Genomic DNA, 21,516 nt, shown 5'->3' on the forward strand with positions numbered 1-21,516 from the left:
GAACACGCATTCTCGCTGACAGTGCGTGTTCGTTAGATAGTCAGTCTGCGGTTTTGCCCAAAGTGTCCGCTACCACGGCACCCCGCTTGCCCATGGGCAGTGGAGGGCCGGTGGTCGAGTCCACCGCTGTCTGGTGCTCCATCTCGGCATTGATGGCTGCGCCAGCAATGAGGATGATGACGGAAATCCACGTCCACATCATCAAACCGACAACAGCGCCGAGCGACCCGTAGGTGGCGTTGTAGTTGGCAAAATGCTGCAGATAGAACGAGAACAGCCACGACGCTGCGATCCATGCTGCGGTCGCTATCAAGGCGCCCGAACTCAGCCAACGCCACTTGGCGCGCTCGCGGCTCGGTCCGAAGCGATAAAGCAGGGATATTCCGGTAAGCATCGCGGCGACCAGGATCGGCCACCGGGATACTGCGACAAGCGTCTCCGTCCACGCATCAAGATAGAAATAGCGCAAAAGTGCGGGAACGACGCCCACGGTCAGGAGCAGCACGATGCCGATAAGCAACGCTCCGACGGTGAACAGGATCGACATCAGGTTGAGCGTGATGAAGCTGCGTTTCTCCCGTTCCTCATAGGCGATGTTCATCGCATCAAAGAGGGCCTTCATGCCGCTGTTGGAACTCCACAGTGCGATACCAAGGCCGATGAAGAAGCCTATGCCAAGAGCACCGGGCTTCTGCATGGCCAAGGCTTGCAGCTGACCTCGAATGAGGTCCAGCCCCCCTGACGGAAGCAATCCGCCGAGATATGCGACATGGTCCGCAACCGTAACCGGGTCCGCGACAAAGCCATAAATTGAAATAAACGCAGCCAAAGCCGGGAAGAGCGCCAGCAGCAAGTAGAACGTGGCACCGGCCGCGACGAGCAGAACCCGGTCCTTGTTGAATTCCTCCAATAGGCGCCAGAAAATATCTTTCCAGCCAAGCGCGGGTATCTGGGACGGCCATGCCGCGTCGCGGCCGCGATCGCCATCTTCCGATCTCAGAGCTGCCTTGCTGTCTTCCGTTGTTGATGCAGCGCGACTTGCGGCTTCTCCGTCGATCAACGACGCATTCACGCCGGGTGCTGTCCTCACTTTGCGCCACATTCGGCCAGAACTCTATTGCGAGCGACCAGTGCGCTGCCACGACCCGGGCCTGGGTTGCGTTCCACCAATTCGCCTCCTCATGCCCTGACTCACGTCCTCAACGTGGTGAGCGGCAAAGCTGTTCCCGCTACGCCTCAAAGAGCGACCACGTCGTCGGGCTGCAGAATGATTTTCGGCAGGCGCGCATCAATCGACGTTCGAACAAGAGCCCATCAGAGGATAAAAAGTTGAAAGCGTTGAGTGAAGCCGATCTCACATCGAGGCGGTGCTCAAGGAAGCTACCGATCAGATCGTCAACCGAACGGCTCACTTTTTCGGCGCGTGAAACATCTGCGGTCAGTTGGCTGACTTCTTCTTTGCCGCCGCTGGATTTTGACCGGTCGCCGCCGACGTCTTGGCGTCCTTGGAATGAGCCGCGATAGCTGGGCCGGCGCCGGTTGCCTTGCGCATGTCTCCACTCGATTTGTCGGCTGGCGCCTTGCGACCCAGGCCGGAGAAGAATCTGCTGAAAAAGCCCATGTCATACTCCTGTTCGCGCCCTGAGACGCCGATGCGTTGATTGTTCGGATGAGCCTGGCGAACAATTGACAGAGGCTTCTACAACGCGATGAACCCGTTAAGCCGCATCTGCTGAACGTTGACCGCCGACTCCGCGAGCTTGGTAAGCGCGACGTGCGTCCTCTTCTCCTGGTTTGTTGCCTTCTCAATCAAGGCACAGGAGGAACTTCACGCTTGCCGACTGGTTCCGGCATGAAAGCCAAAAAGCGACGTCAGGATGTTGAAGCGGCCCATCCAACCGACGCGCCTTTCGGACAGCTAGGTTGACGGGAAGTCAAAGGCAGGCAGGAATGACTGTGAGTTATGAACATACGAGCGGTGCGTGAGTTGCTCTACAGGGGAGCGGTCCATAGGAGGGAGGAGCTATGAGGCAACCGGACCTGGTTTCGGCATCCTGAAGCGCAAATTTGTTTGGTGAACTGCGAGGGTCATGTCGGCTCATGCTGCGACTGGGCGCAATCCCAATTTGCCCGTGCGTCGACCGAGCTTCGCCATCGTCGCGTGGGACCCACAATGCAACACTGGCGGACCAGCGGGCGAATGTTCTGGTGAAACACTTGCGTGGCGAAAAGGTTTTGCGGCACGCTTCCTTGCAGGGTTATTGGGAGGAGAATGATGCCAATTCGGAGAAAGGCGACTGAGGCTGGAATTTTTGATCCGGCCGAAATGGCTCTGCTGGGCCGGGTGTTCGAGCAGCTGAAGCTCGAAAATCAATCACCCGACGAGCGTGACGCAATCGCCTCCAGAATTATAGGCAACTACATGGCAGGCGTCGTCGATGAGGATGAGCTGGTTTCGCCATCCAGGCGACCGTTGGGCCGTTAGAGGAAACGCGGAACTTAAACCTTGCGGTCGAGCTTATCGCTCCATGAGTGCACGCGGAATCGACTTTCTAGATCAATGGATCGCTAACAATGTCCCCAGGACGATGAAGGCAGATGTCCTCCTGGTCGATGAACTCACGCACAAGCTAATAGCGGACGCCAAGGCGCTCGGGATCAAGCGGCCGAAATCGATGAAGAGGTCGACAGTCTTTACCGCACGATCCTCAATGCTATCGAGCATCCCTTGCCTGATTTTCCCAAGTGACCCGGCACGGTTCGCAGCGGTCGATGCGTGCGACTTTCGATCCGCTGGTCTGGAACATATGTGACTTCCGAGGGTTGGTGACTGCGGCAGGCAACGCTCCCTCGCGCCACTGCTGAAGATCGGGCCAGAAACCTTGATCGGCCCGCATTCTTCGCTAAGGCGCGGGCTTCCTTTTTTTGGAAGAGATCGCGCATGTCCCAGACCATTCAACCACCGATATTGCCGGAAGGAAGTCCGGATCGGGCGGTCAACTGTGAGGTGGCCCTGGAAGCGGCGTTCGCGGCCTTGGTGGCTGAATCAGAGGCCCAGGGATGGACAGCGCAAGAGACTGCGGAAACCCTGCTGAAAATTGCGACCGAACATATCAATCTGCTCGGAGCGGCCGTCGATCCTAAGGCCTAAGGAGAGGTCGCGCCAAGGAGGTGTTTGCTATGCCCGGCCTTGACCGCCTTGCGCTATTCAGATCCATTGTTTGTGAATGGTGAAGCGCTGGGGACGCACTGCAGGGTCCAGCCCGTCGACGTTGGCTGCTTCTGGTATTCGGCAATGGCGGCCGTGCATTGTTCCCGCTTGTCGAAAGTGCTCGGCAACACCGCCATGCCGCCCTGCGGGCCGGCAATTACCAGATACCAGATCAGCGCTGCTGTCGAAGTCATGGCGTTTCCTTGTTCCAACCCGACGCCATGGGCGCTGGCGGCCGGATCACCTTAAGCCAATGGCCAGGAATGGGCTAATCGTCATTAAGAAAAAGGCGGCGATCAGGTCGGCGCCGTCAATCAGACCTTGATGGTCCGCCATCACCGATGCGACCTTTCGAAACACCTTCATGTCGCCGCCAGTAATGTTCACGTCCGTGAACTTTGTTCTCAGCTTTGCAGCAGGCGTTTCCAAAGATGAGATCTTGCATCTTATGACCGTCAGTTGAAACCCGTCGCCGGGAGAGGCGACGGGCTTCGGCCGGCAAGGCCGGTCAGTCGTAGATTTTGATGATCTTGTGGGTGCTCGGATCGACCAGAACGGTACGATTGTCGATCACGACGTAGCGGTATTTGACGTTGGGAACTTCGCGAAGTTCGACCGTGTCAGGCAGCGCCGTGCCGATGTTGAGTTCCACTCCGGGAACCTTCACCGAAGCAAGCGGCTGCTTCTTCACATATTCACGGATAACCGTTTCCTGCTCCGGCTGAATGATGATGTCCTCGGCCGCCGCGACGCCGACGCCTGCGAGCAGAAGAAATGCCGGGGCTGCGGCAGACAGATGCAATTTCATAATCTTACTCCTCGTGAGATTGGCTCCGATCGGTGGTGTCGAAGCTCAGCTGCCAACTTGGCGTGGATGCAATCGTTCCCCTGGGAGGACTTCAGTCGGAGGAGGCGGTTGGACCAAAGTCCGGCCGAATTCCGCAATGGTCTTGCCGTCTGTGCAGCTTGGAACGGTCATCTGTCGCGGAAGTTGTCAGCCACGGAACTGAAGGAAAGAATTCATGGACGGAAGTGTTGGTCAAGCGCGTTGGTTGCTGGCGCCAGTTTTCGTCTTGGCCATATCCCTGCTCGTCATCGGAATATCCCTTGGCTGAACCTGGACAGTCCACATTTCAAAATCCGCGCAGCTATGTCCCTTCCTGCGCTGATAACGGTTTGCTCGCTGCTTTAGCGGCGAGCGAACCCGTCAACTTCAATTTAGCCAGCGACGGGTGGTTGGATGTTCAATGACAAAAAGACTCGCTTCATAGAGGCCGGTTTCCTCCTGGCTGTTCCCATTTGCGTGGCTCTGACCGCGCTGATAGCCGTATTCGCTCTGGCCAAGATATGATGGTGTGGTTGTATCCACATCGGCGTTTGGCGCAGGAACGAGCCACGGCTTCACAATCATGGAGCCGCTAGGATGAACCGGATCCTGTTTATGACGGCCGACTTCCTTTCCCGACCGCCAGGCTTCTACGTCATGATGGTCGCAATGGTATTGTGCACCGCGCTGGTGCCATTCGGACTAACCAACGCGGTCACTTATGTCCTTTCGGTGGCCGCCATCGTGATCACTGGTGTTGTCCTGATACAGGGCTATCGCGATACCGCGGCCATTCACGCCAAGCTCGATGAGATCGTCGTTTCGCTTAGGGAGACCAGAAACGACGTGGTCGGCCTGGAGCATGCCGAGCCGGAGGAGATCCGCGAAAAGCTTGCCATGCTCGAACAAGAAGCAGCGCAACGAAATGGGCGAGCCACCTGAATATTAAACGCAAGCTTTCGTCGACTATCAGCAGGCTCAAGGCCCTCGTGCAACCAGATCGGCGCTCGCGGGTTCTTGACCTAATGAAACGGCGCCTCGATCTCCTCCGAAACCGGTCAATTCATGGACGTCTCGATTACGCAAACATCGGCCGATAAAATCAAAGCAGGTAAGAGCGGCCTGCTGCTGATTTCTGACAATTACGATGCGTTCGCCGCGCGTGTTTTAGCGGCAAGGGGCGCGGCTCGCACTCTCGATCTCATGTACTATCTCTGGCATGACGACCACACGGGGCGCTTGCTTTTGCAGGAAGTTGTCCGGGCGGCCCAGCGAGGCGTACGGGTCAGAATGCTGCTCGACGACGTCAATCCGCGCAAGAGCGATGCCGCCTATTTGGCGCTGAGCAACCATCCAAACATCGAACTCAAATTGTTCAACCCGAGCGGCATCAGAGCGCGCGGCCTCATGCGCGGCGCGGAAGTCCTCTTGCGGCTTTTTGCATTGACAAGGCGGATGCACAACAAGGCGTGGATTGCCGACGACAACATCGCAATTGTCGGTGGGCGCAATGTCGGCGATGCATATTTTGACGCGGCGGAGACGAATTTCCGTGACCTCGACATGCTGCTTCTCGGTCCCGCCGTCCAGCAAACCGCACAGATCTTCCAAACTTTCTGGGTATGCCAGGACGCGAAGCCAATAGCCGAACTCGGTGCAGCCGCTCCAGGCTCGCATGCCCCTTATTTCGAGGGAAGAGAGGAGAAAACCGAGTCGACGCTTCTGAGCGGGATCAGGGACAAGGGCTCCATCGCCGAGTTCATATCGGCGAGCAGCAACGTACATTGGGTCGAGCGCGTGCGCGTGATCTCCGACCCTCCGGAAAAGGTCCGAGGCTGGAGACCGCGCAGTTGGCTGATGAAGGAGTTGCTCCCAATCATTCAATCGGCGCGCAAGCGTGTTGAAATCGTGTCCCCGTATTTTATCCCCGGCAAGAAGGGATCAAAAATCCTCGGCGACCTCGTCGACGACGGGGTGCAGGTCGCTGTGTTGACCAACTCCTTGGCCGCGACCGATGTCGCCGCGGTCCACGGGGCATACGCCAACTATCGCAAGCGCTTGCTGAGAATGGGCGTGCAGCTTTTCGAGCTCCAACCCTTTAGCCGGCAGCCCAAGATTTCCGTATTTGGATCCAAGGGTGCCAGCCTGCACACCAAAGCGTTCAGCGTCGACAACAGGATCGGTTTCGTCGGATCTTTTAACTTCGATCCGCGGTCCGTATCCCTGAATTCGGAAATGGGAGTGCTTTTTGAAGACGAGAATCTGGTCGCGGAACTGCGGCATAGGTTCAAATCGGAGATAGCGCCGGAAGCGAGCTACCGGCTCGAATTGAAGAACGAGGTTCTTCGCTGGCATGGCAGCGATGAAGGCAGGCTGCAAACCTATACTCGCGAACCCGAGGCAGCATGGTTCCGCCGCATCCTGGCCGCCCTGGTCAGGCACCTCCCCATCGAATCTCAGCTTTAGCCGTACGTCGGCAGATTCTGGAAATGTAGACGCTCTCTCCCAACGCAATTCAAGCGGGTTCCCATCCGCCTGAACCTTGCCGAAAGGAATAACTGGCTGAGGTTTCGAACCCGGACTGCAACGACTGCCATGCCCGACATTCGATAGAGATCCTCGGGTGCTCGATGCGAATGATGTTAAACGAATTTGCAGCTTGTCGTACCCGCGAAGAAACCGCCGTCCCTGCTTGAACAAGCAGCGCCGCATAGCCGTCGATAAGGTAGCGCCTTGCGCTCGAACCGGCGCGATGAAGATGCTGGTGGCCAGACAATATGATGTCGACGCCGCTGCGCGAGAAGGCATCCATTGCCAGATCCGCGCGGGCAACGATGCCGTCGTCGCTTTCCAGATCCAGCCCTTCGAAAGGATGATGCGTGACCACTATCCGGGTAATGTCATCGGACATATATGCGAATTTTTCCGTCGCCGCCTTGAGCTGGCGGACGTTGATCCTGCCGTTCTTGATTGTCAGGGATCGTGCCGTGTTGATCCCGACAACAGCGACTTCGCTATCGGCGTAGAACGGGTCCGTGTCCGCCTCGATGTAGCGCCTGTAACGCGACAGAGGCGTCATGGCACGCGCGAAGACATTCCAGAGCGGCACGTCGTGATTGCCGGGCACCACGATACGGGGGCCAGGAAGGGAATCAAGAAAGGCCCGCGCCTGCAGGAATTCGTCTTTCCGGGCGCGCTGCGTCAGATCCCCCGACACGACGAGTAAATCAGAGTCGACGGCACGAACCTCAGCCGCGATCGCGTCCACAAGGTGGCTCTCTGTCTTTCCGAAGTGCAAATCCGAAAGGTGGACGAGGGTCTTCACTGAATTTCTCCGCTTTCAGCTGCGGCCACCTATCTTGGTCGTATTGATAGGTGCGAAGACCTGCAGGGTCGCTGGCCGAATCTGAAAATTCAGGGGCGTGTTTATACTGACGGCTTCGCCGTCCAGAGAGATCAGCATGGCGCGTCGATGCGATGTGATTTGGAGCGAATTGGTGCGATAGATTTCCAGATCTCGTGTGGCGTCGACCATGCCGAACGCGATCTTGAACGGAAGCAATGCCAGTCCAAACCAGGACTGCTGCTTGACGACATAAACGCACAGCTCTTTCGACGGCAGGCTGCGGCGGCGGCCAAGATCGGCGATGTCGTAGAAATTGTTGCCAACAAACACGCAGGGCGTCCGCAGTCTTTCGCGGGCGCCCTGGGCAGAGACGTGGACAGCCTGCCAGGAGGCGAATCTCAATGTTCTCATGAGGGCCGGTCCGATGGCGGCAAGCTTGCCGAACCCGCGGCGCCGCTGCTCGGCTGAACGCTTTGCAACAAAGAAGGGATAGATGCCGATCGATGAGTTGTTGAGAAAGACTCGGCCGTTGACCTCGGCGACATCGACCGCGACAGGCTTGCCCGTCGCGATTGTATCGATCGCCGCCGTCAGGTCGAGCGGCACACCCAAATCCTTGGCAAAGTGGTTTAACGTGCCGAGCGGAAGAACACCGAGCACCACATCCGTCCCCGCCAGCGCGGAGGCGGCGCTGCCGAGAGTGCCGTCGCCGCCGCCCACCACTAAGATCGATCCATGACCGGAACTCGACTTGTTTTCGGAAACAAGGCGCTGAGCGAGCTCTCCCACTTCTCGCCCTTCTACCAATCGCACATCGGCCTCGACGCCACATTCGGCGAACCCATCCCGCACGGCTCTCTCGATGTCGCCCTCGCGCGCCGCAGCGCCGGCCCTTTTGTTGATGAGCGCCATAACCTTCAAGTCTTCGGCCCCCGCTTTGGCCTTTCCTGAAACCATAAAGAGACTATCCAGCACAGGATCGCCCAGCCTGAGCCAACGCACCATCCTGCCAACACGTCCGTGGGATAGTGGACTGCGAGATAGACCCGGCTTATGCCGACGGCCACCGTCAGAAACACGGCGAGCGCCATGAAATACACTTTGAGGCGCAGATCCTGACTTGCATGTGAAAGGAGAGCGCCCACGGTCAGGAACGTGATCGCCGAAAGCATTGCATGTCCACTCGGGAAGCTTGCCGTGAATACTCGCGTGACATGAGGGATCTCCGGCCTGGGCCGGTCGAAGCTCAGCTTGAGGATCGTGCCAAGCAGTTCGCCGCCGGCCACCGCCACCGCCATCCAAATGGCCAGAGCCCGCTTGTGGACCAGAAGCAGGTAAACAACCGCTGCCAGTAGCACGAAGCAAAGAAACACCATGCTGCCGACCGAGGTCACATCCCTGGCCGCTTCTTGAAGCCATGGTGGACCGATCGGGTAGGCCGGATCGGCTGCGCGAAGGGCCGACATAATGGTCAGGTCAAATTTGGTTGTGTCGCCTTCCAGGACTTCCTCGGCGAGCACCCCGAAGCCGAGAACGAGGCATGCTACAAGCATCACCGCGATAAGGCTGTATTTACCTTGTGCGGAAGCACCACTGATCCGGGATGGCAAGGGAGGGCAGTCGCCGCCGAGACGCCTGCGCTCAATATCTGGGAATGGTTCTTTCAAGCGCCGGACCTCACGGTAGAGGCATAACGGGCTCGCGAGAACGAGGTTCCCCCAGCCATCACCGCCCTGAGAACGTTGGATATCTGCAACGACACAGTGCGACAGCCCCGACGACCTGACGCCGTCACTCCCTCTCTTCCGAATGGCCCTCATTGCCTCTCTTGCTGAAGAGGGAACCATTGAAAATGCTAGCCGTTAACGTGGTCACGAAAAGCGAGCGGGCAACGTGGATCAAGACGACGCTTCACCAATATCATCTGGAGTGGAAGGCCTCGACTATGTCCTGCGAGGCGGATACGCAAAATACCGTTCACATCTTGTAGAGGGCAGGCCAGGTTCAGGTAAGACCACACTTGGTCTGCAGTTTCTGATCAAGGGCGCGGCGGCTGGCGAGAAATGCCTTTATATAACGCTGTCCGAAAGCAGGCGTGAGCTGCAATCGGTCGCGGTACGGCATGGATTTTCTCTTGACGGTATCGAAATCCTCGAGCTCGTCCCGCCGGAGCTAAGCCTCGATCCGTCGCAGTTACAAACTCTGGTTCATTCATCCGATCTCGAGCTTGGTGAAACCGTCCAGGCCGCGCTCGCCGAAATCGAGCGCATGAAGCCAGATCGCGTGGTCTTCGATTCCCTGTCGGAAATTCGCCTCTTGTCGCAGGGCTCGTTACGCTATCGGCGGCAGGTTCTGGCTTTGAAAAGCTTTTTCCTGCTCAACAATGCGACGGTGCTTCTGCTTGACGATCTCACCGCTGAACATGACGATCTAAACCTGCATTCCATCAGTCATGGCGTCATCCGGATGGAACAGCTTTCGCCGATCTATGGCGGAGAGCGGAGGCGGCTGCGCATCATCAAAATGCGCGGCGTTCAAATTCGGGGCGGCTTCCACGACTTCGTCATTCGACCGGGCGGCGTGATGGTGTTTCCGCGCTTGGTTGCCTCCGAACACGAGATGGCCGAGCATGGAACGCCGGCAACCGGTAATGGATCTGTCGACACGCTCGTGGGTGGCGGGCTGGACCGCGGCACCAGCACTCTCCTGATGGGACCTTCTGGTGTCGGTAAATCGACCATCGCGTGCAGCTATTGCCATTCGGCTCTCAAGCGCGGCGAACATGTGCTGGTGCTTTTGTTCGATGAAACCAAGCGGATTTTCCTGGCGCGCGCGTCAGGCCTCGGCATGGACCTGGGGCCATTCGCCGACAACGGCAATTTGCTGCTGGAACAGATCGACCCGGCGGAATTGTCGCCTGGTGAATTGTCGTCGCGCATCCAGTCGGCTGTGGAGCGCTCAAGTGCAAGGATCGTCGTCATCGACAGCCTGACCGGGTATCTCAATGCCATGTCGGAGGAGCAGCATCTTGTGCTGCAGATGCACGAGATCCTGACATACCTTAATCAAAAGGGCGTTGTGACGATCCTGCTGTTGGCCAATCATGGGCTGATCGGGCAAATGTCAGCCCCCGTCGACATGACCTATCTCTGCGATTCCGTAATGCTACTGCGTTTCTTCGAAAGCGGCGGCCGTCTGAGACGAGCTATTTCCGTGGTCAAAAAACGCGTCGGGCCGCATGAGGACACCATTCGCGAATTCAAGATAAGCGCGACCGGCCTGGCCGTCGGCGAACCACTAGAGGAGTTCCGAGGGATACTGACTGGCGTGCCCACCTACGAGGGTAAGCAAGGCAACCTGCTGCAAGACAAGGCATCGTGATGCCTTCAGACCGCAGTGTGCTCGTGCTGGCGCCGGTCGGGCGCGACGCGAAGGTCGCGTCTGCAATCCTCGCGGAGAACGACATCAAGTCCCACATCTGCGCCACGCTCGACGAAGCAGTTCCGCTGTTGGACCAAGCTCAGTGCTTTTTGGTTACCGAAGAAGCTTTGATCAGTTCCAATCGAAATCAGTTTGCATCGTGGCTCAATCATCAACCGACGTGGTCGGACTTTCCGATCGTGTTACTGACGATGCGGGAAACGGAGATCGACAAGCGCCTGGCCTTTCTGGATCGCTATCTGATCGTTCTCGAGAGGCCTTTCCTGGCGTCGAGTCTGGCGAATTCGGTGCGCTCGGCTCTGCGAGCCCGCGCCCGTCAACTCGAGGTCAAGTCATATATCGAACAGAAGCAAGAGGTCGCCGACCGGCAAAAGCTGCTGATCAGGGAACTCCATCACCGCGTCAAAAACACGCTCGCAAATGTCCGGGCGATGATGGGGGCAACCGCCAAATCGAGTGGTAGCGTGGATGATTTCGTGCGCGATTTCTCCGCCAGGATCGTCTCTCTCGCCGACACGCACTCGATGCTCACCGATGACTATTGGCAGATGGCCTCCCTGCACAAGCTGCTGGAGTCGGAACTGCGCCACTACGATACGAGCGACAGGCCACGTGTTGTGCTCGAAGGGCCAAACGTAGCACTGGTCGCCGATATCGCGATTCCGATCGGGATGGCCTTTCATGAACTTGCGTCCAACTCATCGAAATATGGCGCGTTGTCCCGCCCTCACGGCCGCCTCGAAGTCAGGTGGTCGGTGACCAATTCGGAAGGAGAGCGAATGCTCAATCTGGATTGGCTTGAAAAGGGCGGGCCGAAGGTCGAGCAACCAAGACGGCGCGGCTTCGGTACGACGTTGCTGGAGAAAGTCGTCGCCGTGCAGTGCCAAGCCAAGGTTGAGTTGAACTATCATCCTGACGGCCTGCGGTTCGCAATGGCCTTGCCGCTACGCGACACGAGGCTTGTCCCCGCCTACTGACCTCAGCAAGGTGGCGCTCCGCTTCGGTGGTGGCCTATATGCTCCATCGCTGATACTGATGACCTTTCCTTACAGCGTAGGCGTAAAATGATATCGGATACAGGGAAGCCCGAGGCGGTCGAGCAACTGCTCGATACGCCCGAACTCGCGACCGCGCTGGAGAGCGAACAGTTCAAGAAATTCCTCGATCAGGTGCCTATTGCGATCGCCGTTTCAGACCTGATCGAAACGGAGCGCGTCGTTTATGCCAATCCGGAATTCGAAAAACTCTCCGGCCTGAAGGCCGCCAGTCTGGCGCGAAAAAACTGGGCAGCGCTGTCCGGGACTGGGATCCGTGAGCAGAAGGACAAGGCGCTGGCCGAGAGCGTTATCAATGAAACGGATTTCGTCGGCACTTTCCGGCTGGAGCGCGGTGTCGACGGACCAGCAGTCGTTGACGCCTACTCAAATTTGATAGTGGACGACGACGGCAAGACTTGTTTCCGGCTGGTTGCCTTGGTGGACGTATCCATTCACGGTGAAGAGGCGCCCTCGGTTGAGGAGCGTGTTCGGGAAAAGGATACATTGCTGCGGGAACTGCAGCATCGGGTAAAAAACAATCTCCAGATGATCACCGCACTCATCCGGCTGGAGACCCGCAATGCGGCGGAGCCCGATCAGAAACGGTTCGAGAGGTTGGCCGGGCGCGTCGACGCTCTTGCGATACTCTACCAGGCGCTGTCGAATGACGAGCAGAACGATGAGGTCGATCTCGGCATCTACCTCAGCCAGATAGCATCTGCGGTAATGGCTTCGCATGCCGTCGAAGGCATACGCCTGGACATGAAAGTGGATACCTATCCCGTCTCGATCAACGTTGCGATGCCGACGGGGCTCGTTGTGAACGAATTGCTGACGAATGCGCTCAAACACGGCTTCAAGGGACGAGAAGGCGGCACGATAACGCTTCACAGCGTGGTCGATGGCGACGGATGCCGCATCACTATCGCCGATGACGGAGTTGGCTTGCCGCAGGGCGAGACTTGGCCGAAGCCCGGCAAGCTTGGCGCACTGATCGCGCGCTCCTTGACCGAGAACGCCAAAGCGCACTTCGAAGTCAAATCCAGCGCCACTGAAGGGACCAGGGTCACCATTGTTTTCAAGCGATCGGCGGCGACGAGCTGACGATGTTCTATGCTGCGGTTTGAGTGGCTCGTCCATGCGACTGTCATGCATGGACCTGACGTCAATATCGTGGCTCCGGCTGCAGGCCGCGGCTGACTAGGTGGCGGCACTACATTTCTATCTCTTGTGCTGAACGCCTCGTAAGATCCTTTGGGATCTCGCCTACCAGCACGGCCGAAAGTTTCTGGTGGTAATGCTTGCGAAGTTCACCAAGCGTGCGTGGGGCAGCGATGACGATCAGATTGGCAATTTGACCGCCGAGGACCTGACGATTGAGCAGATCGGCGGTACCGGCCGCAAAAGCCGCGTCTTCTCGTCCACCGGCTTGAACACGGGCGGAAGGAACTGATGCCGCAGCCCGCTCGTATCCATGACGTCACCAACTACGGCGACGAAGAGTTCGTTCTCGAACAGCCGGTACATTTCGGTGTCGTCGTCATAGAGGCGCTTCGATGCGGTCATGAGGCCTGACTCCAGCCGGTGATGGACTGTGTGTTGTGGTGTCCTACCGTTCATTCCGACGGCAGCCCGATCTTGTTTTGTTCTACAGTCCGTTCCCTGGCAGCGAGGAAAATGCCGCACGATAGATCGACCTTTGCCCTTGCCTCAGTGTCAAATGACATCAGGCTCGGCCTTTCTCCGTAAACGTCCATGCATGGCGACGTGGGTGATGGAGTTGTGGGGTGGGGCAGGGCGCTCCTGAAGCCGAATGCCCTTTGCCCAGAGCCGCAGCGCCTCCCAATGGATGCCGGCGGTCACCTTGAGTGTCAGCAGAGGATACGAGATGAATGCGCGCAGCAGACTGGCATCGCTCAGCGCCCGCCGCTTGCCGGCGAAGCTTGCCACCATCAGCGGCCCTTGGTCGTCGCTGGCAGTGATGTGTATCGCGACGTTTTCGCCGGGGAGGCCGATGCGGAAGCGATAGTTCAATCCCATGGCCATGAAAGGCGAAACGTAGAAGCGCTTGTCGCAATGTTGCCTGACAGTCTCGTCGTGCCGCTCGCCGACAGGGATCAGGTAGCTGTGGCGCTGCCCAAAGGTGTTGTTGACTTCGTAGAGGATCGCGACGAGGTCGCCCTGCCGGCTATGGCAGAAATAGATGCTGATCGGATTGAAAGCGTAGCCGAGCATGCGCGGCATCGAGAGCAGTCGGATTGGCCCCGCATCCGTCTCGATCCCTGCCGTCTTAAGCATATCTTCGACATAGGCTTTCAGCGATCCGCCCGAGCCATCACCGTGATCCGCGTCAGCGAAGCCAAACAGATTAAACCGGTTGTGTGACAACAGGCGAAGCCGCTTGCTCATCGCATCGATCTCGTCGAGGTCGAGCAGAAGGAAGAAAATGCGGTAGGAAAGGCGGTGCCGCCGCGGCTTCAGCCGCTGGTGCATTACTTTGCCAGCGTAGAGGGCTGATTTCAGCTCCGGCATCACGCCGCCTCGAGGTTGCGCCCCGCCACGGCGTCGATGATGTGAATGCGCGCCGACTCATTCGCGACGCTCCACGGCCGGCGTACACCGCCAAGCGCCTCAGCCGCCGCAAGCCCGGCCTGCAGGCCGTCCTCGTGGAAGCCGGCACCGAAATAGGCGCCGCAGAACCAGGTGTTTCGATTGCCCTGGAGCGACCACAGCCTTTGCTGCGCGCGCATCGCTGCGGCGTCGAAAGCCGGATGTTCATAGGTGTCGCGATGCAGAACGGTATTGGCCGCCGGTTCCACGACAGGATTGAGGGTGACGAAGAGCTGCCGGTCATCAGGCAACGATTGAAGCCTGTTCATCCAGTACGAAACAGACAGTTTTCGGGTTTCACCCTGGCCCTGTGTCAAATAGTTCCAACTCGACCAGGCGCGCTTACGCCGCGGCATCAGGCGCGCATCTGCATGCAGCACCGCCTCATTGCGGCTGTAACCAAAACTGCGAAGCAGCCGCGTCTCGTCGTGGCTCGGATCGTCAAGAATGCGCAGCGCCTGGTCGGCATGGGTGGCGATAACGACGTGGTCGAAGCGGTGCTCCACGCCTTCGCAGTCGGTAAGCCAAGCCGCGCCCCGGCGCCTGGAGATTAAGCGTACGCCGCGCCCGGCATATGTACGGCCGGCGACGCTCCTCGCCAGTTGCTCGACATATTTGCGGCTGCCGCCATCGACTGTGCGCCAGGTTGGCCGGCCTGCCAGCTTTAGCAGGCCATGGTTCTGGCAGAACCGGATGAAGGCGGTCGCTGGATAGTTGCCGACATCAAGCGCCGGAGTCGACCATATGGCTGCCGCCATAGGATAGAGATGATCCTCGCGGAATGCGGCACCATAGCCCCTGGCATCGAGATATTCGGCCAAGCTGATCTCGCCGATACGCGCGATGTCGTGGGGGGCCTCTCGATAGAAGCGCAGCAATTCCTTCAGCATTTGCCAAAAACGCAGCCTGCCGACATTGGACGGTTGTGCGAGCAGCCCGCCCAATCCGGTTCCCGAATATTCAAATCGTCCGCCGTCGAGCGAGACGGCAAATGACATGTCCGACGCCTTGGTGCGCACGCCGAGATACGAAAACAGCGCCGTCAGGTTGGGATAGGTTACTTCGTTATAGACGATGAAGCCGGTGTCGACCTGTGTGCCGCCCGCATCGACGGTATTGCTGTGGCCACCGAGCCGCCGGTCCGCCTCGAATAACGAAACCTTGTGGCGCGTTGAAAGCAGCCATGCTGCGGACAGGCCGGAGATGCCGCTGCCGACGATGGCGATGTCCATCGGCTTGTCCGCTTCGAAATAGCCGCCGATCGTCATTCGTGCCCTCCGATTTGCTATGGAAGGGACTAACGTCCTCCCCTAGGTTTAATTTCTACGCAGCGGTGTGGGCTGTGGATCACCGTGTGCAGCAATCGCTGCGCGGCCAGTGATCCGAAAGGGATTGCCGCGCGTAACAGGGCTTATGAATGCAGGACATCATTTCATTGCCGACAAAGCGCTTCTTGCTTTCGATCTCGCGGAGAGCGGATTGGCGGTGACCATACGCAACGACGAGGGGAGCCTGTCGGCGCCGGAAGCGACCCGTTTGATGGCGGCAGTCGCGGCGAACCGCGATCGAGTGGCATTCGCGGCACTGTTCGGCTTCTACGCGCCGCGGCTGAAGGCTTTCCTGAAGCGTTCGGGGATGACGCCGTCCGCCGCGGAGGACGTCGTGCAAGAAACCATGCTGCTTGTCTGGAAAAAGGCGTCGTATTTCGATCCAGGGCGTGCAGGGGTGTCGACCTGGATCTTTACCATCGCCCGCAACGCGCGCATCGACCGGCTGCGCCGCGAAAGCCGACCGGCAGCCATCGCCGAAGCATTTGACCCATCGGACCAGCAGGATGCGCCGGTTTCGGGCGAGCAAGTCATTATCGCCGCGGAGCGGGAGGAGCGGCTGCGGGAGGCGCTCGATCTTCTGCCGCGAGATCAGGCCGATATCCTGAAAATGTCCTTCTATGGCGAGGTAACGCAATCCGAGATCGCCAACGCGGTCGGCATCCCGCTCGGCACCGTTAAATCACGCGTGCGGCTGGCCCTTGGCCGGCTGCGCCAAATCCTGGACGACCTCAAATGATCAAGCATCATCCGAGTGATGAGACGCTCTTCCGTTATGCCAACGGCTCTCTCGAATCTGGGCCGCGCATCGTCGTGGCCGTCCATGTCGGCGCCTGCACGGCTTGCGCCGAGCGCATTGCCGGATTCGAAGCGCTTGGTGGCTCCCTTCTGCACGATATCGAGCCGGAGGACATGGAACCTGGAGCCCTCGATCATGTGATGGCGATGATCGACACCGGTGAGGCCAGTCGCGCCAAGGCCGCGCCCGCCAACAGGCTTCCCCGCGCCGATGTGGGCATCCGCTTGCCTGAGGTGCTTGACGACTGTGGCATCGGGCCATGGCGCTGGATCGGGCCGGGCGTGCGCTGGAGCCGCGTGACGCTGCCTGATGACGACAGCGCCAACGTCATGCTGCTGAAGGTCGTGGCCGGCCGCAAGCTGCCGGAGCACACGCATGCGGGCTATGAATACACCCATATACTGAAAGGGGCCTTCTCGGACGCGCGCGGCCGCTATGGCCCGGGGGATCTCGACGAGGCCGATGACGACGTTCAGCATCAGCCGATCGTGGACAAGGAAGGCGAATGTATCTGCATTGCCGCGCTCGAAGGGCAGATGAAGCTGAGCGGCTTCTTCGGCAGGCTGATCCAGCCTCTGTTCGGCGGCTGAGCTCCGGTAATGAGCGTCGTCTCGGCTATCGTTCTAGCGGCGGCCGCTCTTTGTGCCACCATGGCGGTGGCGTGGCTGGTCGCGATACGGACTGGCAGCTCCGGGTGGGTCGATGCGATCTGGTCTTTTGCCGTCGGCATCATCGGTGCCTTCTTGGCGCTCGTCCCATTTGTTGAAGGCGACAACGATCATAGGCGATGGCTGGTCGCCCTTTTGGCGCTGGTCTGGTCGCTGCGGCTCGGCGTTCACATCGCTGGGAGGACGATCGGCGACAGCCGCGACGATCCGCGCTATCGCCAGCTGAAGCAACAATGGGGCGCAAGTTCCTCAAGCCGGCTGTTCTGGTTCCTTCAGGTACAGGCGGCCGCGGCTTTCCTGCTTGCAATGTCGATCATGGCTGCCGCCCACAAGCCGGCTCCGGAGCTGGGGCCCGGCGACTGGATCGGAGTTGCGATCTGGGTGGTGGCGATTGGCGGCGAGGCGCTGGCGGACAGGCAACTGAATGCTTTTCGAGGCGATCCTCGCAACAAGGGCAAGGTCTGCGATGTCGGCCTGTGGCGCCTATCCAGGCATCCCAATTACTTCTTCGAATGGCTGGGCTGGCTGGCATACATGGCCATCGCGATAGGCTCCCCCTGGGCCTATCCATGGGGCTTCGCCGCACTTGCGGGCCCCATATTGATGTATTGGCTGCTGGTCCATGTCTCCGGCATCCCGCCATTGGAGGCACACATGCTGCGCTCGCGTGGGGTACAGTTCCGCCGTTATCAGGAGCGCGTAAACGCGTTCTGGCCGGGCGTGCCGATCGCGGCAACAACCCGGGAAGGGACATGACAGTGAGCCTGATCTCATCCGCAATCCGTGCCATCGAGAGCACGCCGATTCCCGATACCGCGACACGCTTTGGTATCGGCGTCCTGGTAGGAAAAACGCGCCGGACGCTAGCCAAGGCGGGGTCAGTCGATGAGAAGCAGTTTGCCTGTGCCATGGCGGACTATTCGATCGCCGAGCACGCGCAGGCCGCAAATGAGCAGCATTATGAGCTTCCGCCCGAATTCTTCGGGCTGACGCTCGGTCCCAACCGGAAATATTCCTGCTGTCTCTATCCCAAGGGCAACGAGAGCTTGGCCGAAGCCGAGATCGCGGCGCTGGAGCAGACTGTCGAGCATGCCGGCCTTGGCGACGGCCAATCCATTCTCGAGCTTGGTTGCGGCTGGGGTTCGCTGACGCTGTACATGGCTAAGCGTTTTCCGGCCGCCCGCATCGTGGCGATGTCGAATTCGACGCCGCAGCGCCTGCATATCGAAGCGGAAGCGGCGGCGCGCGGGCTGCGCAATGTCGAGGTCATTACAGCCGACATGAACGGCTTCGAGCCGCGAGAGCGCTTCGACCGCATCGTGTCGGTCGAGATGTTCGAGCATATGTCCAACTGGCGCGACCTGCTTGCCCGCATCCGAAGCTGGCTGGAGCCCGAAGGCAGGCTATTCGTCCATGTCTTCAGCCACCGCCACAGTCCCTACCGTTTCGATCATCGCGACGACGCCGACTGGATCGCACGGCATTTCTTCACCGGCGGCATCATGCCGAGTCACGGGCTGATCGGTCACTTTGCGGACTGTTTCGCCATCGAACGCGACTGGCGTTGGAACGGCATGCACTATGCGCGCACCGCGCAGCAATGGCTTTCGCGCTTCGATGACAATTACAAGCGCATCGGCGAGATCCTTGCCGAAGTCTACGGGCGGGATGCGGCGCTTTGGCGCCGGCGCTGGCGGCTGTTCCATATGGCCACCGAAGGTCTGTTCGGTCACGATCAGGGCAGGGAATGGGGCGTCAGCCACTATCTGCTGCGGCCGGCCTGGTAACATGGAAGGACTTGCACGGCTATGGCGCCGGGTCGCCGGTTACGCGGCGCATCCCGACCCCTTGACCAGCGCGGCCAACTGGATTGCACTGGTCGTTGCCTGGAACCAGCCGTTCTACCCGCTGTACCTTTGGGCGGCGGTTGGCGCCGACAAGATAGCTCCTTCGTTTCTCACGTTCCTGTCAACGCCGATCTTTCTGGCTGTTCCGGCTGTTGCCAAACGGCATGCGCTGGCCGCCCGCGTCCTGCTGCCGCTGACTGGCATCGCCAACGGGATCGTGAGCACCAAGGCGTTCGGCGTTGGATCGGGCGTGGAGATTTTCCTGGTTCCCTGCGCACTGATCGGCGCCGCGCTGTTCAGGCCGTCGGAGCGGGCGATCGGGCTCTTTGTGGTGGGGCTTAGTGCGATGGCCTATTTCATCCCGCATCGCTTTTTCGGCGAACCGCTGGCCGGTTACACCGCCGCCGATAACAGCGCTATGGCCGGCTTGAATGCCTTGAGCGCCGCGACGCTGATCGTCTTCATCGGCTGGCTGTTGTCGGGTGCTGTGCCGGCCCCGCAACAGCCTGGCGATCAGGCGCCGCGCAGATAGTAGCGGGTCACCAGGAAGCCCACAGTGGCCGCAACCGCGCTGAGCAGCGAACCCCAGCAGATATCCGCCACAGTGATGACCGTCGGCCAGCCGCGGATCGTGGCTTGGTTGGTCAGATCGTAGGTCGCGTAGGTGAAAAAACCATAGAGCGCGCCATTCAGCGCGGCCGTTGTCCATTTCCCGCTCGAAAAAGCCGGCGACGTTGCGAAGATTATGAGACCCACAACATAGATCAGGTAGAATGCCGCAGCAGGAACAGGGTTGAATACGTCAACCAGTATGTCCCCGACATAGCGGCGGTAAAGGCGCTGCGACATCGTCGTGAGCCATAGCGCGTCAATGGCCAGGAAAGCGATCAGAGTGGTCGTGTAGGCGACGGCATAGCGCATCATGGAACCTGCCCGTTGTTGTTTGATCCTCCGGCTCAATCCTTTAAGGACTGATAGACGATCAATGCCCTTTCTCGTGCCGCACCGTGGTCTACGATCGGATTGGGGTAGGTCTTGCCGAGCACGATGCCTTTGTCCTTCAGCACGGCAGCGGGAGCTTCCCATGGCCGATGAATATAGCGGTCGGGCAATGCAGAGATTTCCGGGACGTGCTGACGAACGTAGTCGCCGTGAGGGTCGAACTTTTCGCCCTGCAGCACCGGGTTGAAGATGCGAAAATAGGGCGCTGGATCAGCTCCGGATCCGGCCACCCACTGCCAGCTGGCCGGATTGTTTGCGGCGTCCGCGTCGACCAGAGTGTCCCAAAACCACTTTTCGCCGTGGCGCCAGTCGATCATGAGGTCCTTGATGAGGAAGGACGCCACGATCATGCGCACGCGGTTGTGCATCCAGCCCGTTCGCCACAATTCGCGCATCCCGGCATCCACGATTGGATACCCTGTCAGGCCGCGCTGCCATGTCCGAAGCGCCCGTATGTCGTCCCGCCACGACATTGCGTCAAACTCCGGCCGGAAGTTGCGCCCTGAAAGATCGGGATTATGAAACAGCAGATGATATGAAAATTCCCGCCAGCCGATCTCCGCACGAAACTTCGAAGTTCCCGAGCTTTTCGATCTGCGCAACGCGGCGAATATCTGGAATGGCGTGATCTCGCCGAAGGTCAGATGCGGGGAAAGTCGCGATGTTGACGGCTGGCCAGGATAGTCACGTTGGCGTTCATAATTGGCCAGGCCGTGCTCAATGAATTGACCAAGCCTGGCCTGAGCGCCTTTTTCGCCTGGTGTCCAAGTCTCGCGCAAGCCATACGCCCAGTCGGGTTTGCTAGGCAGCAAGTCAAGCTCGTCCAGGCGCAAGCCGCCAAGCTCACCCCTCCAACCATCAATCTGTCCCGGGGTATCGATCGGATCGCGAACATCGACCTTGTCCGCCATCGCCTTCCAAAATGGCGTAAAGACTTTGTAGAAGCCGCCGGAACCGGTCTTGAGGAGCGAAGGTTCGTGCAGGAGCGCGCCATCGAAGCTGAGTGCCGTGAGCCCCTTCTCGCGCAGGGCGGCTTTCAGCCTGGCATCGACCGCCACCTCCGAGGGGTCGTAACGCCTGTTCCAGAAGACGCAATTCGCGCCGCTGGCGTCAATCGCCTTGGCGACGGCGTCTTCGGTGCGTCCATGCGCCAGAAATAGATTCGCTCCAGCCTTCCGAAGCAGATCGCCAAGGGCCGCGAGCGAGTGATGGAGCCACCAGCGGCTGGCCGCTCCCATGGCCCTTAGACCTTTGGTTGTCTCGTCCAGGATATAGAGCGCCACGACGGGAACGCCGCGCTCAGCTGCCGCCGCGAGCGCGGCGTTGTCACCCATGCGCAGGTCGCGCCGGAACAGCACAATTGTGGGCGCTTGGGCTTGTCGGCTCATTCCGTCTCGCAGT

At 59.3% G+C, this 21,516-nt stretch carries 27 protein-coding genes and 1 pseudogene; 13 read left to right on the plus strand and 15 right to left on the minus strand.

Annotated features, from left to right (window positions below):
* Window positions 1-40 precede the first annotated feature (40 nt).
* Together MAFF_RS32835 and MAFF_RS32840 are read right to left on the minus strand one after the other, a co-directional pair.
* Complete coding sequence (locus MAFF_RS32835) at window positions 41-1,102, minus strand: YihY/virulence factor BrkB family protein (protein ID WP_010915336.1); 1,062 nt, start codon at window positions 1,100-1,102, stop codon at window positions 41-43.
* A gap of 336 nt (window positions 1,103-1,438) precedes the next feature.
* On the minus strand, window positions 1,439-1,621 hold the full coding sequence (locus MAFF_RS32840; RefSeq protein WP_010915337.1) for a hypothetical protein: 183 nt from the start codon (window positions 1,619-1,621) through the stop codon (window positions 1,439-1,441).
* A gap of 651 nt (window positions 1,622-2,272) precedes the next feature.
* On the opposite strand from MAFF_RS32840, the gene MAFF_RS32845 reads away from it, so the two are divergent.
* The 3 genes and pseudogenes from MAFF_RS32845 (at window position 2,273) to MAFF_RS32850 (ending at window position 3,151) form a co-directional block, all read left to right on the plus strand.
* On the plus strand, window positions 2,273-2,485 hold the full coding sequence (locus MAFF_RS32845) for a hypothetical protein (protein WP_341872715.1): 213 nt from the start codon (window positions 2,273-2,275) through the stop codon (window positions 2,483-2,485).
* 43 nt (window positions 2,486-2,528) lie between these two features.
* Window positions 2,529-2,749, plus strand: a pseudogene (locus MAFF_RS38540) (DUF768 domain-containing protein).
* Between the two features lie 192 nt (window positions 2,750-2,941).
* Window positions 2,942-3,151 (plus strand): hypothetical protein, encoded by a 210-nt coding sequence (locus tag MAFF_RS32850; RefSeq protein WP_019859928.1) that lies wholly within the window; start codon window positions 2,942-2,944, stop codon window positions 3,149-3,151.
* Between the two features lie 53 nt (window positions 3,152-3,204).
* Here MAFF_RS32850 and MAFF_RS38545 read toward each other — a convergent pair whose 3' ends face one another.
* The 4 genes from MAFF_RS38545 to MAFF_RS39550 all read right to left on the minus strand — a co-directional run bounded on the left by MAFF_RS38545 (window position 3,205) and on the right by MAFF_RS39550 (window position 4,622).
* Entirely contained in the window at window positions 3,205-3,405 is a 201-nt protein-coding gene (locus MAFF_RS38545) for a hypothetical protein (protein ID WP_080511993.1), read from the minus strand.
* Window positions 3,406-3,451: 46 nt separating this feature from the next.
* The gene (locus MAFF_RS32855) at window positions 3,452-3,640 is read right to left on the minus strand and encodes a hypothetical protein (protein WP_044550050.1); all 189 of its coding nucleotides are present in this window, start codon (window positions 3,638-3,640) and stop codon (window positions 3,452-3,454) included.
* A 79-nt stretch (window positions 3,641-3,719) separates the two neighbouring features.
* Window positions 3,720-4,019, minus strand: coding sequence for a DUF1236 domain-containing protein (locus MAFF_RS32860; RefSeq protein WP_010915340.1), 300 nt, complete (start codon window positions 4,017-4,019; stop codon window positions 3,720-3,722).
* A gap of 405 nt (window positions 4,020-4,424) precedes the next feature.
* Window positions 4,425-4,622, minus strand: a complete 198-nt coding sequence (locus tag MAFF_RS39550; protein WP_010915341.1) for a hypothetical protein — start codon at window positions 4,620-4,622, stop codon at window positions 4,425-4,427.
* Window positions 4,623-4,634: 12 nt separating this feature from the next.
* On the opposite strand from MAFF_RS39550, the gene MAFF_RS32865 reads away from it, so the two are divergent.
* Together MAFF_RS32865 and MAFF_RS32870 are read left to right on the plus strand one after the other, a co-directional pair.
* Entirely contained in the window at window positions 4,635-4,979 is a 345-nt protein-coding gene (locus MAFF_RS32865; protein WP_010915342.1) for a low affinity iron permease family protein, read from the plus strand.
* 123 nt (window positions 4,980-5,102) lie between these two features.
* Window positions 5,103-6,503, plus strand: a complete 1,401-nt coding sequence (locus tag MAFF_RS32870; RefSeq protein ID WP_010915343.1) for a phospholipase D family protein — start codon at window positions 5,103-5,105, stop codon at window positions 6,501-6,503.
* A gap of 49 nt (window positions 6,504-6,552) precedes the next feature.
* On the opposite strand, the gene MAFF_RS32875 is transcribed toward MAFF_RS32870, so the two are convergent.
* From MAFF_RS32875 to MAFF_RS32885, 3 genes are read right to left on the minus strand one after another with little or no spacing between them, the layout of a single operon-like run.
* Window positions 6,553-7,362, minus strand: a complete 810-nt coding sequence (locus MAFF_RS32875) for a metallophosphoesterase family protein (RefSeq protein ID WP_010915344.1) — start codon at window positions 7,360-7,362, stop codon at window positions 6,553-6,555.
* 15 nt (window positions 7,363-7,377) lie between these two features.
* Window positions 7,378-8,340, minus strand: coding sequence for a diacylglycerol/lipid kinase family protein (locus tag MAFF_RS32880; RefSeq protein WP_244420678.1), 963 nt, complete (start codon window positions 8,338-8,340; stop codon window positions 7,378-7,380).
* A complete protein-coding gene (locus MAFF_RS32885; protein WP_157866124.1) occupies window positions 8,301-9,050 on the minus strand; it encodes a phosphatase PAP2 family protein in 750 nt (249 codons plus the stop codon). Before MAFF_RS32885 ends, MAFF_RS32880 begins: the two co-directional genes overlap by 40 nt.
* Window positions 9,051-9,276: 226 nt before the next feature.
* On the opposite strand from MAFF_RS32885, the gene MAFF_RS32890 reads away from it, so the two are divergent.
* The 3 genes from MAFF_RS32890 (at window position 9,277) to MAFF_RS32900 (ending at window position 12,965) form a co-directional block, all read left to right on the plus strand.
* Complete coding sequence (locus MAFF_RS32890) at window positions 9,277-10,764, plus strand: ATPase domain-containing protein (protein ID WP_010915347.1); 1,488 nt, start codon at window positions 9,277-9,279, stop codon at window positions 10,762-10,764.
* Window positions 10,761-11,801: a sensor histidine kinase gene (locus MAFF_RS32895; RefSeq protein ID WP_010915348.1), complete on the plus strand. Its 1,041-nt coding sequence runs from the start codon at window positions 10,761-10,763 to the stop codon at window positions 11,799-11,801. The genes MAFF_RS32890 and MAFF_RS32895 overlap by 4 nt, the downstream gene beginning before the upstream one ends.
* An 87-nt stretch (window positions 11,802-11,888) precedes the next feature.
* Window positions 11,889-12,965: a histidine kinase dimerization/phosphoacceptor domain -containing protein gene (locus MAFF_RS32900; protein ID WP_010915349.1), complete on the plus strand. Its 1,077-nt coding sequence runs from the start codon at window positions 11,889-11,891 to the stop codon at window positions 12,963-12,965.
* A gap of 109 nt (window positions 12,966-13,074) precedes the next feature.
* Here the strand turns inward: MAFF_RS32900 and MAFF_RS40985 are convergent, their stop codons facing one another.
* The 4 genes from MAFF_RS40985 to MAFF_RS32915 form a co-directional block, all read right to left on the minus strand.
* A complete protein-coding gene (locus tag MAFF_RS40985) occupies window positions 13,075-13,245 on the minus strand; it encodes a host attachment protein (protein ID WP_080512143.1) in 171 nt (56 codons plus the stop codon).
* Window positions 13,203-13,427, minus strand: a complete 225-nt coding sequence (locus MAFF_RS40990; protein WP_044550059.1) for a hypothetical protein — start codon at window positions 13,425-13,427, stop codon at window positions 13,203-13,205. The genes MAFF_RS40985 and MAFF_RS40990 overlap by 43 nt, the downstream gene beginning before the upstream one ends.
* 150 nt (window positions 13,428-13,577) lie before the next feature.
* Entirely contained in the window at window positions 13,578-14,396 is an 819-nt protein-coding gene (locus MAFF_RS32910; protein WP_010915351.1) for a DUF1365 domain-containing protein, read from the minus strand.
* Window positions 14,393-15,739, minus strand: a complete 1,347-nt coding sequence (locus MAFF_RS32915; protein ID WP_010915352.1) for an NAD(P)/FAD-dependent oxidoreductase — start codon at window positions 15,737-15,739, stop codon at window positions 14,393-14,395. The genes MAFF_RS32910 and MAFF_RS32915 overlap by 4 nt, the downstream gene beginning before the upstream one ends.
* A gap of 271 nt (window positions 15,740-16,010) precedes the next feature.
* Between MAFF_RS32915 and MAFF_RS32920 the strand changes: the two genes are divergently transcribed.
* The 5 genes from MAFF_RS32920 (at window position 16,011) to MAFF_RS32940 (ending at window position 19,645) form a co-directional block, all read left to right on the plus strand.
* Window positions 16,011-16,538: a sigma-70 family RNA polymerase sigma factor gene (locus MAFF_RS32920; protein ID WP_044551640.1), complete on the plus strand. Its 528-nt coding sequence runs from the start codon at window positions 16,011-16,013 to the stop codon at window positions 16,536-16,538.
* Entirely contained in the window at window positions 16,535-17,188 is a 654-nt protein-coding gene (locus MAFF_RS32925; protein ID WP_010915354.1) for a ChrR family anti-sigma-E factor, read from the plus strand. The genes MAFF_RS32920 and MAFF_RS32925 overlap by 4 nt, the downstream gene beginning before the upstream one ends.
* A 9-nt stretch (window positions 17,189-17,197) precedes the next feature.
* Window positions 17,198-18,022 (plus strand): DUF1295 domain-containing protein, encoded by an 825-nt coding sequence (locus tag MAFF_RS32930; protein WP_010915355.1) that lies wholly within the window; start codon window positions 17,198-17,200, stop codon window positions 18,020-18,022.
* A 2-nt stretch (window positions 18,023-18,024) separates the two neighbouring features.
* The gene (locus MAFF_RS32935; protein ID WP_044550080.1) at window positions 18,025-19,053 is read left to right on the plus strand and encodes an SAM-dependent methyltransferase; all 1,029 of its coding nucleotides are present in this window, start codon (window positions 18,025-18,027) and stop codon (window positions 19,051-19,053) included.
* Between the two features lie 61 nt (window positions 19,054-19,114).
* Window positions 19,115-19,645 (plus strand): hypothetical protein, encoded by a 531-nt coding sequence (locus tag MAFF_RS32940; RefSeq protein ID WP_244420679.1) that lies wholly within the window; start codon window positions 19,115-19,117, stop codon window positions 19,643-19,645.
* On the opposite strand, the gene MAFF_RS32945 is transcribed toward MAFF_RS32940, so the two are convergent.
* Both MAFF_RS32945 and MAFF_RS32950 read right to left on the minus strand, forming a co-directional pair.
* The gene (locus MAFF_RS32945; protein WP_044550083.1) at window positions 19,627-20,037 is read right to left on the minus strand and encodes a DUF2177 family protein; all 411 of its coding nucleotides are present in this window, start codon (window positions 20,035-20,037) and stop codon (window positions 19,627-19,629) included. The two genes, MAFF_RS32940 and MAFF_RS32945, sit on opposite strands and share 19 nt — an antisense overlap.
* A 32-nt stretch (window positions 20,038-20,069) precedes the next feature.
* Window positions 20,070-21,503, minus strand: coding sequence for a cryptochrome/photolyase family protein (locus MAFF_RS32950; protein WP_010915359.1), 1,434 nt, complete (start codon window positions 21,501-21,503; stop codon window positions 20,070-20,072).
* Between the last annotated feature and the right edge of the window lie 13 nt (window positions 21,504-21,516).

Origin of the sequence: Mesorhizobium japonicum MAFF 303099 (assembly GCF_000009625.1) — a bacterium.
Taxonomy (GTDB): domain Bacteria; phylum Pseudomonadota; class Alphaproteobacteria; order Rhizobiales; family Rhizobiaceae; genus Mesorhizobium; species Mesorhizobium japonicum.

What these genes read in the sequence shown, in the direction of transcription:
- MAFF_RS32835 (WP_010915336.1), bottom strand. Translation starts at nt 1,102, where the DNA reads ATGTGGCGCAAAGTGAGGACAGCACCCGGCGTGAATGCGTCGTTGATC.
- MAFF_RS32840 (WP_010915337.1), bottom strand. Translation starts at nt 1,621, where the DNA reads ATGGGCTTTTTCAGCAGATTCTTCTCCGGCCTGGGTCGCAAGGCGCCA.
- MAFF_RS32845 (WP_341872715.1), top strand. Translation starts at nt 2,273, where the DNA reads ATGATGCCAATTCGGAGAAAGGCGACTGAGGCTGGAATTTTTGATCCG.
- MAFF_RS32850 (WP_019859928.1), top strand. Translation starts at nt 2,942, where the DNA reads ATGTCCCAGACCATTCAACCACCGATATTGCCGGAAGGAAGTCCGGAT.
- MAFF_RS38545 (WP_080511993.1), bottom strand. Translation starts at nt 3,405, where the DNA reads ATGACTTCGACAGCAGCGCTGATCTGGTATCTGGTAATTGCCGGCCCG.
- MAFF_RS32860 (WP_010915340.1), bottom strand. Translation starts at nt 4,019, where the DNA reads ATGAAATTGCATCTGTCTGCCGCAGCCCCGGCATTTCTTCTGCTCGCA.
- MAFF_RS39550 (WP_010915341.1), bottom strand. Translation starts at nt 4,622, where the DNA reads ATGATTGTGAAGCCGTGGCTCGTTCCTGCGCCAAACGCCGATGTGGAT.
- MAFF_RS32865 (WP_010915342.1), top strand. Translation starts at nt 4,635, where the DNA reads ATGAACCGGATCCTGTTTATGACGGCCGACTTCCTTTCCCGACCGCCA.
- MAFF_RS32870 (WP_010915343.1), top strand. Translation starts at nt 5,103, where the DNA reads ATGGACGTCTCGATTACGCAAACATCGGCCGATAAAATCAAAGCAGGT.
- MAFF_RS32880 (WP_244420678.1), bottom strand. Translation starts at nt 8,340, where the DNA reads ATGGTTTCAGGAAAGGCCAAAGCGGGGGCCGAAGACTTGAAGGTTATG.
- MAFF_RS32900 (WP_010915349.1), top strand. Translation starts at nt 11,889, where the DNA reads ATGATATCGGATACAGGGAAGCCCGAGGCGGTCGAGCAACTGCTCGAT.
- MAFF_RS40990 (WP_044550059.1), bottom strand. Translation starts at nt 13,427, where the DNA reads ATGACCGCATCGAAGCGCCTCTATGACGACGACACCGAAATGTACCGG.
- MAFF_RS32915 (WP_010915352.1), bottom strand. Translation starts at nt 15,739, where the DNA reads ATGACGATCGGCGGCTATTTCGAAGCGGACAAGCCGATGGACATCGCC.
- MAFF_RS32920 (WP_044551640.1), top strand. Translation starts at nt 16,011, where the DNA reads ATGGCGGCAGTCGCGGCGAACCGCGATCGAGTGGCATTCGCGGCACTG.
- MAFF_RS32925 (WP_010915354.1), top strand. Translation starts at nt 16,535, where the DNA reads ATGATCAAGCATCATCCGAGTGATGAGACGCTCTTCCGTTATGCCAAC.
- MAFF_RS32930 (WP_010915355.1), top strand. Translation starts at nt 17,198, where the DNA reads ATGAGCGTCGTCTCGGCTATCGTTCTAGCGGCGGCCGCTCTTTGTGCC.
- MAFF_RS32945 (WP_044550083.1), bottom strand. Translation starts at nt 20,037, where the DNA reads ATGATGCGCTATGCCGTCGCCTACACGACCACTCTGATCGCTTTCCTG.
- MAFF_RS32950 (WP_010915359.1), bottom strand. Translation starts at nt 21,503, where the DNA reads ATGAGCCGACAAGCCCAAGCGCCCACAATTGTGCTGTTCCGGCGCGAC.